The sequence below is a fragment of the Pseudomonas sp. NBRC 111123 genome (genome assembly GCF_001320205.1).
In the GTDB taxonomy this organism is placed as follows: domain Bacteria; phylum Pseudomonadota; class Gammaproteobacteria; order Pseudomonadales; family Pseudomonadaceae; genus Aquipseudomonas; species Aquipseudomonas putida_J.
Map to the genome: position 1 here is coordinate 1 of NZ_BCAZ01000081.1, position 12484 is coordinate 12484.

At 60.7% G+C, this 12484-nt stretch carries 8 protein-coding genes, 1 rRNA gene and 1 pseudogene; 5 read left to right on the forward strand and 5 right to left on the reverse strand.

Going from position 1 to position 12484, the window contains the following annotated elements:
- Window positions 1-2547 (reverse strand): retention module-containing protein (locus APH27_RS24880; RefSeq protein ID WP_156335907.1); only part of this gene is annotated, 2547 nt, incomplete at its 3' end.
- Between the two features lie 373 nt (window positions 2548-2920).
- Here APH27_RS24880 and APH27_RS24885 point away from each other — a divergent pair.
- The 3 genes from APH27_RS24885 to APH27_RS24895 are packed head-to-tail and all read left to right on the forward strand — an operon-like array spanning window position 2921 to window position 7826.
- A complete protein-coding gene (locus tag APH27_RS24885) occupies window positions 2921-4258 on the forward strand; it encodes a TolC family outer membrane protein (protein ID WP_027919376.1) in 1338 nt (445 codons plus the stop codon).
- A gap of 45 nt (window positions 4259-4303) precedes the next feature.
- Window positions 4304-6460 (forward strand): type I secretion system permease/ATPase, encoded by a 2157-nt coding sequence (locus APH27_RS24890; protein WP_027919377.1) that lies wholly within the window; start codon window positions 4304-4306, stop codon window positions 6458-6460.
- On the forward strand, window positions 6450-7826 hold the full coding sequence (locus tag APH27_RS24895; protein ID WP_027919378.1) for an HlyD family type I secretion periplasmic adaptor subunit: 1377 nt from the start codon (window positions 6450-6452) through the stop codon (window positions 7824-7826). Before APH27_RS24890 ends, APH27_RS24895 begins: the two co-directional genes overlap by 11 nt.
- Before the next feature lie 115 nt (window positions 7827-7941).
- Here APH27_RS24895 and APH27_RS26975 read toward each other — a convergent pair.
- Window positions 7942-8156 (reverse strand): annotated as a pseudogene (locus APH27_RS26975) (HlyD family type I secretion periplasmic adaptor subunit); the annotation flags it as partial.
- A gap of 113 nt (window positions 8157-8269) precedes the next feature.
- Here APH27_RS26975 and APH27_RS24900 point away from each other — a divergent pair.
- On the forward strand, window positions 8270-8611 hold the full coding sequence (locus APH27_RS24900; RefSeq protein WP_027919379.1) for a hypothetical protein: 342 nt from the start codon (window positions 8270-8272) through the stop codon (window positions 8609-8611).
- A 2-nt stretch (window positions 8612-8613) separates the two neighbouring features.
- On the opposite strand, the gene lapD is transcribed toward APH27_RS24900, so the two are convergent.
- Window positions 8614-10560 (reverse strand): cyclic di-GMP receptor LapD, encoded by a 1947-nt coding sequence (lapD, locus tag APH27_RS24905; protein WP_060486169.1) that lies wholly within the window; start codon window positions 10558-10560, stop codon window positions 8614-8616.
- Between the two features lie 10 nt (window positions 10561-10570).
- Complete coding sequence (gene lapG / locus APH27_RS24910) at window positions 10571-11317, reverse strand: cysteine protease LapG (RefSeq protein ID WP_177331723.1); 747 nt, start codon at window positions 11315-11317, stop codon at window positions 10571-10573.
- 217 nt (window positions 11318-11534) lie between these two features.
- On the opposite strand from lapG, the gene APH27_RS24915 reads away from it, so the two are divergent.
- On the forward strand, window positions 11535-12224 hold the full coding sequence (locus APH27_RS24915) for a GntR family transcriptional regulator (RefSeq protein WP_060486170.1): 690 nt from the start codon (window positions 11535-11537) through the stop codon (window positions 12222-12224).
- Window positions 12225-12309: 85 nt separating this feature from the next.
- Here APH27_RS24915 and rrf read toward each other — a convergent pair.
- Window positions 12310-12425 (reverse strand): 5S ribosomal RNA (rrf, locus tag APH27_RS24920).
- Window positions 12426-12484: the final 59 nt, after the last annotated feature.

The window sequence follows — 12484 nt, forward strand, 5'->3', positions numbered from 1 at the left end:
GACCTGGAGGGTGCCTTTACCGGCTGCATCTACTTCCACGGTATAAACCGTGCCACCGACGTTTACAGTGAGGGTCGTCGCGGTTTGTGGTGGATTGCTCAGCTGGAAGTTGAAGGTGATGTTGGCATCGCCCTCTTTTGCCGGCTCGGCAGAAACAGCCACAGTGGTGTTGTTGAGGGTGTCTTCGACAGTGGCGGTCGTAGTCGCGCCAGTCAGATCGATACCTTCGTAGTTGCCACCATTCACCGAAGTAACGGTAGCCGTCACGCTCGACGCGTCTTTGTAGACGTCTTCGCCGTTGGTGTTCGGGACCTGGAGGGTGCCTTTACCGGCCGCATCCACTTCCACGGTGTAGACCGTTCCACCGACATTGACGGTCAGAGTGGTGGCGGTTTGTGGCGGGTTGCTCAGCTGGAAGTTGAAGGTGATGTTTTCGTCACCCTCTTTAGCCGGCAGCGCGCTCACCGTCACAGTGGTGTTGTTGAGGGTGTCTTCGACGGTCGCGGTTGTTGTCGCGCCAGTCAGGTCCACACCTTCATAGTTGCCACCATTCACCGAGGTAACGGTAGCCGTCACGCTCGACGCGTCTTTGTAAACGTCTTCGCCGTTGGTATTCGGAACCTGGAGAGTGCCTTTACCGGCCGCATCCACTTCCACGGTGTAGACCGTGCCACCGACGTTCACAGTCAGAGTGGTCGCAGTCTGCGGCGGATTGCTCAGCTGGAAGTTGAAGGTGATGTTGGCATCGCCCTCTTTTGCAGGCTCGGCAGAAACAGCCACGGTGGTGGTGTTGAGGGTGTCTTCGACGGTCGCGGTTGTTGTCGCACCAGTCAGGTCCACGCCTTCGTAGTTGCCGCCATTCACCGAGGTAACGGTGGCCGTCACGCTCGACGCGTCGTTGTAGACGTCTTCGCCGTTGGTGTTCGGGACCTGAAGAGTGCCTTTACCGGCCGCATCCACTTCCACGGTGTAGACCGTGCCACCGACGTTCACCGTCAGGGTCGTCGCAGTCTGCGGCGGATTGCTCAGCTGGAAGTTGAAGGTGATGTTGGCATCGCCCTCTTTTGCCGGCTGTGCAGAAACGGCCACAGTGGTGGTATCGATAGTGTCTTCGACAGTGGCGGTCGTGGTCGCGCCAGTCAGGTCGACGGCTTCGAAGTTGCCGCCATTCACCGCCGTCACAATCGCGGTCATCTGCGATGGATCGGTGTAAACATCGTCACCGTTGCTGTTCGGGACCTGCAGGGTACCTTTACCAGTGGAATCCACGTTAACGGTGTAGTCGGTGCCACCCACGTTGACCGTCAGAGTCACAGTGCTACCAGCTTGCGGCGGATGGCTCAGCTGGAAGTTGAAGGTGACATTGGTGTCGCCCTCCTTCGCCGGCAGGGCAGAAACGGCCACAGTGGTGGTATCGATAGTGTCTTCGACAGTGGCGGTCGTCGTCGCACCCGTCAGGTCCACAGCTTCGTAGTTGCCGCCATTCACCGCAGTCACGGTCGCCGTCACCTGCGACGGATCAGCGTAAACATCGTCACCATTGGTGTTCGGAACTACCAGGGTACCCTTGCCGGAGGCGTCGACAGTGATGTTGTAGCTGGTACCGCCAACATTGACGGTCAGTGTGGTAGTGCTGCCGGCTTGCGGCGGGTTGCTCAGCTGGAATTCGAAAGTGATGTTCGGATCACCTTCCTTGGCCGGCTGCGCCGTAACGGCAACGGTGGTGGTATCGATGGTGTCGACGATCTGGGTGACTGCCGGAGCAGGGTTCGGAGTGACCGTGATGCCACCGCCAGTGGTGCCGGTGATGGTCGTGGAGATCTCGCTGCCATCGATGTACGGCGTATCGTTCGGCGGGATGGTGACGCTCACTGTGCCCGTGGTCTGGCCGGCACTGATGACGATCACCTGGCCGTTGGAAAGGGTGATGGTCAGGTCGGTCAGCGGCGCCTGGCCCAAGGTTGCGGTGTAGACGATCACACCGCCCGCTTCGGTAATGCTCGGCGTGGCGCTGAGCGTAAGGCCAGTGGTGATCGGCGCCGCTACTGTGGCGTTGCCATTGGTGTCGAGCCCGCCGACTTCCTGCTCGGTGCGCTGGGTATCGAAACCGATCGGGCCGGTCGGGAAGCCAATGGTCGGATCAACCACACCTGCAGTTTCGGCAAGCATCACGAACGAGTGGCCGCCCCCTACCGAGCCGCCCCCTGCAGCAGCCGGGCCCGCAGCAGTCGCTTCCAGGTCGGTGGTCGGGTCAGCGCCCGCGGCAATGGCCTGCTGCAGCTCTTCGACCGACGGCGCGGCCTGGGCAGTTGCCTGGGTCAAGTCGGTTGTGCTGTCCGGCGCGTCCGCGCTCCATTGGGTATCGCGCCCCAGGTCCAGGGTGCGCCCGTCGGACAGTTCCAGTGTTACCGCCCCGCCAGCCCCGGTGAGTACCTGCTCCCCTGCCATGAGCCGATCGCCCTCGATCAGAACGCGGCGAATGCCTTCTGGGGATACTGCGATGACTTGGCCAACAATGCTTTTGACGATGGCAACAACACTGCTCATGGGGGGGACTCTCCGGAATAGCCGCTCAAGTGGGCTTCTTGCCTAGCCGGCCATCAAACGCCGCTACGCGCTGTGAAAATTTGAAAATTAGGGGTACATAAGCGTATTTATTGACGCCAAATTTACGTCAGTTATTTGTCTATAACGGAAGGGAATTAACTTTATGCCAAAGTATTGACCTTCATCCCGCCATCCTAAACAATTGGTCGGGTAATGTCACATTGATATGTTTCACCTTTGTAACCCTTCCTCGTACTTTTCGCGGTACCTCTTCGGAACGGTCCACTTACGGTCATTCAAGGTTGCCATTTTGCAGGCTGGATCGGCTTCGGTCGTGATTTGCGACAAGCATTCCTCGGGAACAACTTAAAACATGCGTGCATCTGTATTCGCTGCTCTTCCGTTCGCCCTTTCCATCAGCTTCGTCCAAGCCCAGACCCTGCCTGAAGCCATGCAGAAAGCACTCGAGGTCCATCCCGAGATCCAGGCTGGCGTGAATGCCCGCACGGCCGCGGATTATCAGCTGCGCGCAGCCAAAGGTGGATACCTGCCGAAGGTCGATCTGACCGCCGGTTATGGCCGTGAAGGCACCGACAGCCCAAGCACCGGCAACCGCTGGGATACCCTCAATCGCGGTGAGTCGGCCATCAAGCTGCGGCAGATGGTTTTCGATGGTTTCGCTACCTCCAACGAAGTCGGCCGCCAACAAGCCACCGTCAATTCCCGTGCTTATTCGCTGCTCGGCACCTCCGAGCGCACCGCGCTGGAAGTGGCACAGGTCTACCTGGACGTGCTGACCCGCCGCGAGATGGTGCGTCTGGCCCAGGACAACCTGAGCAACCACGAACGTGTACTCGATCAGATCAAACTGCGCACCAGCCGTGGTGTAGGCCGCTACGCCGACCTCGATCAGGCCGAAGCACGCCTGGCCCAGGCCCGTAACAACCTGATCACCGAGCAGACCAACCTGGCCGACGCCAATACCAACTACCTCAGCGTGGTGGGCCAGCTGCCGGACGAACTGAGCGCACCCGCGCCCTTCATCGACCTGCTACCTGCCAACCTCGATGAAGCTCGCCGCCAACTGGTTGAAAGCAGCCCCATCCTGCGTTCGGCCGAGTCCGACATCGCCGCGGCGGAAAAGCAGTATGAAACCGCCAAGTCGACCTTCTACCCACGCTTCGATGCAGAGCTGGGCCGCACCGCCGATAACAACCTCGACGGCATGCAAGGCCACAACAATGAGTGGCAGGCGATGCTGCGGATGAACTTCAACCTGTACAATGGCGGCAGCAACAAGGCCGACCTCGAGTCGAAGTCGTACCTGGCCAACCAAGCCCTGGATATCCGCAACAACGCCCTGCGCCAGCTCAATGAAGAATTGGGCCTGGCCTGGAACGCCCTGGAGAACGCCAACGCCCAGGTGCCGATCGCCCAGCAGTATGTCGATCACAGCATCCGTGTACGCAGCGCCTACCAGCAGCAGTTCACTCTGGGTGAGCGTACCCTGCTCGACCTGCTGGACAGTGAGAACGAGACCTTCACCGCCCAGCGCCGACTGGTGGAAGTGAAGAACATTCAGGTGTATACGCAATACCGCATCAAGGCGACCATGGGCCAGTTGCTCAAGAGCCAGGGCGTGGTCGCCCCGATGGCAACCGTCGTGCAGAACGACATGAAACCCAACGTGAGCCTCCCAGGCATGAACTGAGGCGCTCGCCCCCTGATCACCCGCAAGGTTTGAAGAGAGCACCGCGTGGAATCCGAAGTCAGCCGAGTCCAGCTCAACCACGATCCACGCAGTCAGCATGACGATCCGTTACTGGATAGCCTGCTGACCCTGTGTGTCCTGCACCAGAAGCCCGCTAGCCGGGCCATGCTCACCACCGGGCTGCCGCTGGAAGCCCAGCGCCTGACCATGGAGCTGTTGCCCCGCGCGGCCGCCCGTGCAGGCCTGCAGGGCCGCCTGCTGCAGCGCAAGCTGGAGCAGATCCCGAATATCGCCATGCCGGCCGTGTTGTTGCTCAAGGAAGGCCGCGCCGCCGTCCTGCTGGGCTGGGAGAACGACAACACCGCCCGCCTGTTGCTCAGCGAAAGCGACGGTGGCGAGGTGCTGGTCAGCCGGGAGGCACTGGAGGGTGACTTCAGCGGCAAGGTGTTCTTCGCCCAGCCGCAGCACAAGTACGACGTCAACCACGGTAACCTCATTCCGCGGACCCGCTCCTGGTTCCGTGACACCTTGCTGCGCAGCAAGTGGCTGTATATCGATGCTATTGCGGCCAGCCTGGTAATCAACCTGATTGCCCTGGCCGCACCGCTGTTCGTGATGAACGTTTACGACCGCGTGGTTCCGAACCAGGCGACCTCGACCCTGTGGGTGCTCGCGCTGGGCATCACTGGCGCGTACGTGTTCGACCTGATTCTCAAGGGCCTGCGCAGCCTGTGCCTGGACCTGGCGGGCAAGAAGACCGACCTGATCGTGTCGGCCACGCTGTTCGAGCGCATCGTCGGCATGTCGATGAAGTTCCGCCCGGCGCGGGTCGGTAGCTATGCGCAAAACATCCACGAGTTCCAGGGACTGCGCGACTTTCTCGCCTCGCTGACCCTGACCAGCCTGATCGACCTGCCCTTCACGCTGCTGGTTCTGCTCGTGATCGCCATCATTGGTGGGCACCTGGTATGGATCCCGATCCTGGCTTTCCCGTTGGCGCTGAGTATCGGCTACGCCTTGCAGAAACCTCTGATGGCGACCATGGAGCGGACCATGGCATTGGCCTCGGAGCGCCAGTCGAGCCTGATCGAGACCCTGGCAGGCCTGGACGCGGTGAAGGTCAACAACGCCGAAAGCGAACGCCAGTACATGTGGGAGCAGACCCTCGGCACCCTCAGCCGCTTGGAACTGCGGGTCAAGATGCTGTCGAGCCTGGCCATGAACATCACCATGCTGATTCAGCAACTGGCCGGCGTGGCGATGATCTGCGTGGGCGTTTACCTGATCATCGACGGCAGCCTGACCATGGGCGGCCTGGTAGCCTGCTACATGCTCAGCGGCCGTGCCCTCGGCCCGCTGGGCCAGCTCAATGGCCTGCTGGCCCGCTACCAGCACGCCAAGGTGACCATGGCCTCCACCGACCAGATGATGGAGCTGCCACAGGAGCGCAACTTCGAGGAGCGCCCATTGAGCCGCCAGGTGCTGCAGGGTGCGATCGAATTCCGCGGGGTCGAGTTCACTTATCCCAACCAGCAGAACCAAGCCCTCAAAGGCATCAACCTGGCGGTCAAGCCGGGCGAGAAGATCGGCATCATTGGCCGCAGCGGCTCGGGCAAAAGCTCGCTGGCCAAACTGATCGTGGGCCTCTACGAGGCAGACAAGGGCTCGCTGCTGGTCGACGGTGTGGACATTCGCCAGATCGACGTCAGCGAACTGCGCCACAACATCGGCTACGTACCGCAAGACATCCAGCTGCTGGCCGGCACCTTGCGTGACAACCTGGTTAGTGGTGCCCGCTACATCGAGGATGAGCTGATCCTGCAAGCCGCCGAGCTGTCTGGCGTGCACGAGTTTGCCCGGCTGCACCCGGATGGCTATGAACTGCAGGTTGGCGAACGCGGGCAGAACCTGTCCGGTGGCCAGCGGCAGAACGTGGCCCTGGGCCGTGCGCTGCTGCTGAACCCGCAGATCCTGCTGCTGGACGAACCCACCAGCGCCATGGACAACACCGGGGAAGAACGTCTCAAGCAACGCCTGCAGCCGGTCATGGAGGGCAAGACGGTATTGCTGGTCACCCACCGCGCCTCACTGCTGTCGCTGGTAGACCGCCTGATCGTCATTGATCGCGGACAGATCGTAGCGGATGGGCCAAAGGCCGCCGTCATGGATGCGTTGAAGAAGGGGCAGATCAGTGTCGCATAAGCTGGATTTCGCACAGGTCAAAGACAACCTGCGCCGGTACTTCAAAGGCTCCGAATCGTTTGCCGGGCAGCCCTTGCCCGAAGTCGGCAAGTCGCTGATCGAGGATGCCCCGCGGGTGGTGCGGCTGACCATTTGGGGGGTGATCGCATTCTTCATGTTCCTGATCATCTGGGCCAGCTTCGCCAAGGTCGATGAGGTCACCCGCGGCGAGGGCAAGGCTATTCCGTCCTCCAAGCTGCAGAAGATTCAAAACCTCGAGGGCGGCATCATCGCCGAAATCTATGCCAAGGAGGGGGAGATCGTCGAGGTCGGCCAGCCGCTGCTGCGCCTGGACGAAACGCGCTTCGCCTCCAACGTCGGCGAAACCGAGGCAGACCGCCAGGCCATGGCCTTGCGGGTCGAGCGCCTGAGTGCCGAAGTGGAAGACCGCCCACTGAACATCGACCCTGAGCTGCGCAAGGCTGCGCCGAACCAGACGGCCAGTGAGGAATCGCTCTACCAGAGCCGCAAACAGCAGTTGCACGACGAAATCGCCGGCCTTGAACAGCAGCTGGTACAGCGTCAGCAGGAACTGCGCGAATTCAATTCCAAGCGCGCCCAGTACGCCAACAGCCTGCAGCTGCTGCGCCAGGAAATCGCCATGTCCGAGCCGCTGGTTGCGCAAGGTGCGGTCTCCCAGGTAGAAATCCTGCGCCTGCGCCGTTCTGAGGTGGAGAACCGCGGCCAGATGGACGCCACAGCGCTGGCTATTCCTCGCGCCGAAGCTGCGATCCGTGAAGTGCAGAGCAAGATCGAAGAGACCCGTGGCAAGTTCCGCAGCGACGCCCTGACTCAGCTCAACGAAGCCCGCACCGAACTGAACAAGGCCACTGCCACCGGCAAGGCGCTGGATGACCGGGTCAACCGTACGCTGGTGACGTCGCCAGTGCGCGGCATCATCAAGCAGCTGTTGGTCAATACCATCGGCGGCGTGATCCAGCCTGGTAGCGATATCGTCGAGATCGTGCCGCTGGACGACACGCTGGTGATCGAGGCGAAAATCCTGCCCAAGGACATCGCCTTCCTGCACCCCGGCCAGGAAGCCACGGTCAAGTTCAGTGCCTACGACTACACCATCTATGGCGGGCTGAAGGCCAAACTGGAGCAGATCGGCGCGGATACCATCACCGATGAAGACAAGAAGACCACCTACTACCTCATCCGCCTGCGTACCGACCGCAGCCACCTGGGGAGTGATGCAAAGCCATTGCTGATCATCCCCGGGATGGTGGCCACGGTGGATATCATGACCGGCGAGAAAACCATCATGAGCTACCTGCTCAAGCCGATCATGAAAGCCCGCAGCGAAGCGCTACGCGAGCGGTAATATTGAAGCGGGCGAAATCCCTGTGGGAGCGGGCTTACCCGCGAACACCGGCACAGCCGGTGCCCTCCACTGCGGCGCCCGCTCCCACTGAACCTGAATATGCCCTGTGAAGTCTGCGTTCGCGAAGGGCTTCGGTGCGCGCCTTGATGATGGGTTTGAGCAGATAACTCATGATCGTCTTTTCACCGGTCATGATGTCTACCGTGGCCACCATCCCAGGATAAGCTGCAGGGACTTGGCATCCGAACCCAGGTGGCTGCTCTCGGTCCGCATCTGATTCGGGTAATACGTGGTTTTCTTGCCTTCACCGGAGATGGTATCGGCGCCGACCCAACCATCAAGATCGACAACAGCAACTGGTGACGGGCAGGCGCATCTGGGCAAAGTTGCCTATGCTGCGCCAGAACCGACCCTGAAGGTTCAACGTGACGAGGATGGACGCCATGTTCTATGTGCAACGCGACGGCGAGGGGCAGTTGGCTCGGGTGGAAGCCGCGCCCTATGCCGAGTACACGGAAATCCTGCCCGCTGACCATGCGGAAATCCAGGAGTGGTTCGCCGACGATGTCGTCGAAAACAGCCTCAAGCAACTCAAGCAAAGCGACCTCGACATGATCCGCGTGCTCGAAGACCTTATCGAGGTGCTGACAGCCAAGGGCGTATTCAGCATCACTGACCTGCCGCCGGGTGCACAGGCCAAGCTGCTCAGCCGCTCCAGCGCGCGCAAGGCGCTGGGCAGCCTGAATAACCTGATCGAGGAAGAGGAAGAAGGCGGCTTGATCTGAGGTCAGCGCCAGGGCGCCGGCTCTCCAGACAGCCGGCCCTGGATCCCTTCGATACCCATAACCTGCAGTACCTGCCGTTCGCCTTCGGTCTCGACCCGTTCGGCGATCAATGGCAGGTCGATACTGTGCGCTGCACGCTGGATGGCTTCGATGAACAGCCGCTTGTGTTGCTCTTGGTCGATGTTGCGGATGTAACTGCCATCGATCTTCAGATACGCCAGGCCCAGATGCGCCAGGTTGCCAATCATGCTGAAGCGGCCGCCAAACCGTTGCAGCGCCAGAGCAAAACCGAGCCCATGCAGACGCCGGGTCAATTGTTCCAGTGCAGCCTGCTCCGGCAGTTGTTCTTCGCCGATTTCGATGATCAGCCGTTCGCCCAGCGCCGAGTTCTGGCCCAGCAGTTCATAGACTCGCTGCAGTGCCCTGGGGTCGGCAAGGGTCGCGGCGGAAAGGTTGACGGCCAGTTGCTGGTCGTGGCTGTGCAGGTGCGCGAGCACTTTTTCCAGTACCAGCAAGTCCAGCCGCGACATCCAGCCAAAGCGCTCCATCCAGGGCAGGAAGCGGCCAGCGGGCAAGGCCTCGCCCTGCTCGTCAAGCAGCCGCGAGATCACTTTGTAGTGGAGCACCCGTTGAGTGGCCTGAGCCTGTACCACCGGCTGGAAGAACAGCTCAAATCGGCCTTTGACGAACGCCTCGTCCAGGCGCGTATGCCACTCGTGCTGGCTGTCGCCAGCAACGGCAGCTGCGCCCTGCTCCAGGCAGACCCAGCCAGGTGTTGGCTGATTTTCGGCGCGCGCCAGTGCCTCATCGGCCAGTTTGAGCAGTGCCTGCGGCGCATCCCCCGGGCTGAAGGGTGCCAGGCCAATGCAGGCGACCGGAGAGATATCGCTGGCACCGGTTTCGTGCAGGCTCTGCAGTGCCGCCTCAAGTGCCTGGGCAAGCCGTACAGCGTCCTCGTGAACCATACCGGGTGCCAGGACGGCAAATTCACCACCACGGCTACGCGAGATCAGGTCGTTGGTCTCTGGGAAGGTGGCGCAGGTACGTCGCAGCTGCTCACCCACCGCTTGCAGCAGTTGGTCGGTGCGCTGGCCACCAAGGCGCGCATTGAGCCCTGCCAGCCCCTGTACACGCAGCAGCAGCAGGTAACCGGCGCGGGCCTCTTCCAGGTTGCTGACTCGGGCTGTCAGCTGCATTTCGAAGTATCGCCGGTTGGATAACCCGGTGAGGCTGTCCTGATAAGACTCCGCGCGCAACCGCTCACTGCGTTCGGCCTGCTCGGTGAACAAAGCCTTGAGCTTCTCGACCATCTGGTTCATCGCCTGCACCACGCGGCGCAGTTCCGGCGTACGCGGCAGCTCTGGCAGGCTGAGGAATTCACGGCGGGCAATGGCGTGGGACTGTTCGACCATATAATCCAGCGGGCGCAGCTGGCGGCGCAGCAGCATGGCGCCGAGCACTGCACTGGCCGCGCCACACAACAACAGCCAGCCAAGGCTGCCCAATGCGCTCTGCCAGAGCTTGGCGATAGCGAACATCGGGTGGCTGATCACTTCTACCCGCGCAGCCTGTTGCCAGCCACGGCTGACGATGGCATCGCCGCCGGCAGCCTCCAGGCCAATCAGGTGGATGAACCAGGCCGGCACGTTACCTGGATCTGGCTCGGCATGTCGCTCCACCAGCACGGCATTTGAATCAAGGTCCACGACCTTGATGCTGGCGTAATAGCCACTGTCGAAGATCGAACTGACCATCAGCTCGACCATCGCCGGGTCATCGATATTCGGCGTAAGCGACAATGCCAGCGCTGTGGCCGCATCCTGGGCGTGCGAGCGCAATTGGTTGACGTACTGGCTGCGCGAGCTTTCCAGGCTGACCATGAAGCTGCCGCTGAACGCGACCACCAGGAACAGGCAAATGGCCAACAGCAATTGTTTGAACAGTGACATCTGTGCTCCTTCAGTAAATCGGTTCGGCCGGGAACCCTTCGGCCTGCATTTTCTTCAACAAGTCCTGCCAGCGGGACAGGCGCTTGGTATCGCCAACTTTCTTGTTGCCCGCGGCGCCCGTCAGCCACAGGCCTTCACCGTTGAAGGCATACACCGGCAGCAGGTCGGGCCGCTGGCTGGCTGGCTTGATCGCATCCATCAGGCTGTCGAGCACCAGTGGCTGCGCCTGTGGGGTTGAATAATAGGTCAGGACCATGTGCGCGCGGTTCTGGCGCAAGGCCTTGACGTAGGTGATGCGCAGCTTTTCGCTGGGGATACCCATGCGGCGCAGGCTGAAGTATTTGGCGATGGCGTAATCTTCGCAGTCGCCTGCCCCCTTGATGAGCGCCTGGATCGGTGTGGCCCAATAGTCGACCTCGTGCCACAGATCGATGTCTTCGACATAGCGCAATTGCTGGTTGAAGAACTTGTTGACCACCTGCAGGCGCTGCAGCTCGCTACCCTGGCTCTGGGTGGCCATCAGGTTCTGCCAGGCATCGATACGGCCCTTGCCTGCTCCAAGCGGCCCATATAGGGCCTGGGACTTGCGACTGATCTCGGCAAAGTCCCAATCCGCGTGCAGCACGCCCAGCAGCAAGCTTCCCAGCAGCAGGGCAAGGCCAACACGTCGCACGGCGGTTTTGAGCAGCCGGGTAATCGCCACTGCGAAGCCCTGTTCAGATCGTCCGAAAGCAGCGATGGTGCGGGTTGGCCACATAAAAGACAATGGCACCGCGCAATCATCTAGCCGATGGTCGGCTGGCTATAACTTTATTGTTAGCGCTTAGCGTGTGTCGCTTCCTTTGCCGGTGAAACTCATCCACCATATTTGTGAGCTTGGGCCACCCGCTTTGTCGCGGGCGCAAGTTTGACAAGCCCCCTCGCCTCTAATTAGTGTCATTGGATCCAACTTTTGTCGTCGAGGCACACTTCGCTTGGCCGAGAAAATCAAACTCAGTAACGTGCTGGCCAGCGAGCAGCTGCCATCACACTTAGCCCGTGGCGTCATCGAAGAACGCCTGCGCAGCGCCATTCTCGATGGCCGTCTGCCACCCGGCACTGCCGTGCGTCAACAGGAGATCGCCGATTTGTATGGCGTCAGCCGCATGCCTGTGCGCGAAGCACTGCGTCAGCTGGAGGCGCAGTCGCTTTTAAAGGTAGAAATCCACAAAGGCGCAGTGGTCGCACCGTTGATTGGCGAGGACGCGGTCGACACCTATGCGTTGCGTGTGCTCCTCGAGAGTGAAGCACTGCGCCAGTCGATCCCGTTGCTTGATGCCAGCGACATTGCCAGCGCCCGTGGCTACATCCAGCAGTTGGAGAACGAAACCAGTCATGCGGAAATCGGCCGTCTCAATCGACTGTTCCATATGGCGCTGTATGGCAAGGCATTCAATAAGAAACTGCTGCGCCTGATCGAGAATGAGCTGAACGAGGAAGAGCGCTTCCTGCGTTTCCACTTGTCGTCCATGGGACTGGGAAAGTTGACCCAGGACGACCATAACGCCCTGGTGGACGCTGCCGCTGACAAATTGGTCGACGAGGCAGTCAGAGTGCTAGAGCAGCACCTGAACAATGGTGCGTGGGTGATCCGGAACTACCTGGACACACAACTCGCCTGCTAACGGCCGTCGAAGCCTGCGGCAGTGCGTTGTAGTCGGAAAAGAAAAAGCCCCTGTCTGCAGTGCAGACAGGGGCTTTTTGTTTGAATCTTGACGATGACCTACTCTCACATGGGGAAACCCCACACTACCATCGGCGATGCATCGTTTCACTGCTGAGTTCGGGATGGGATCAGGTGGTTCCAATGCTCTATGGTCGTCAAGAAATTCTGTGTGCCGGTCCGTCACCAGGACGTACCCGCGAATCTCTATAGTTCCTACTT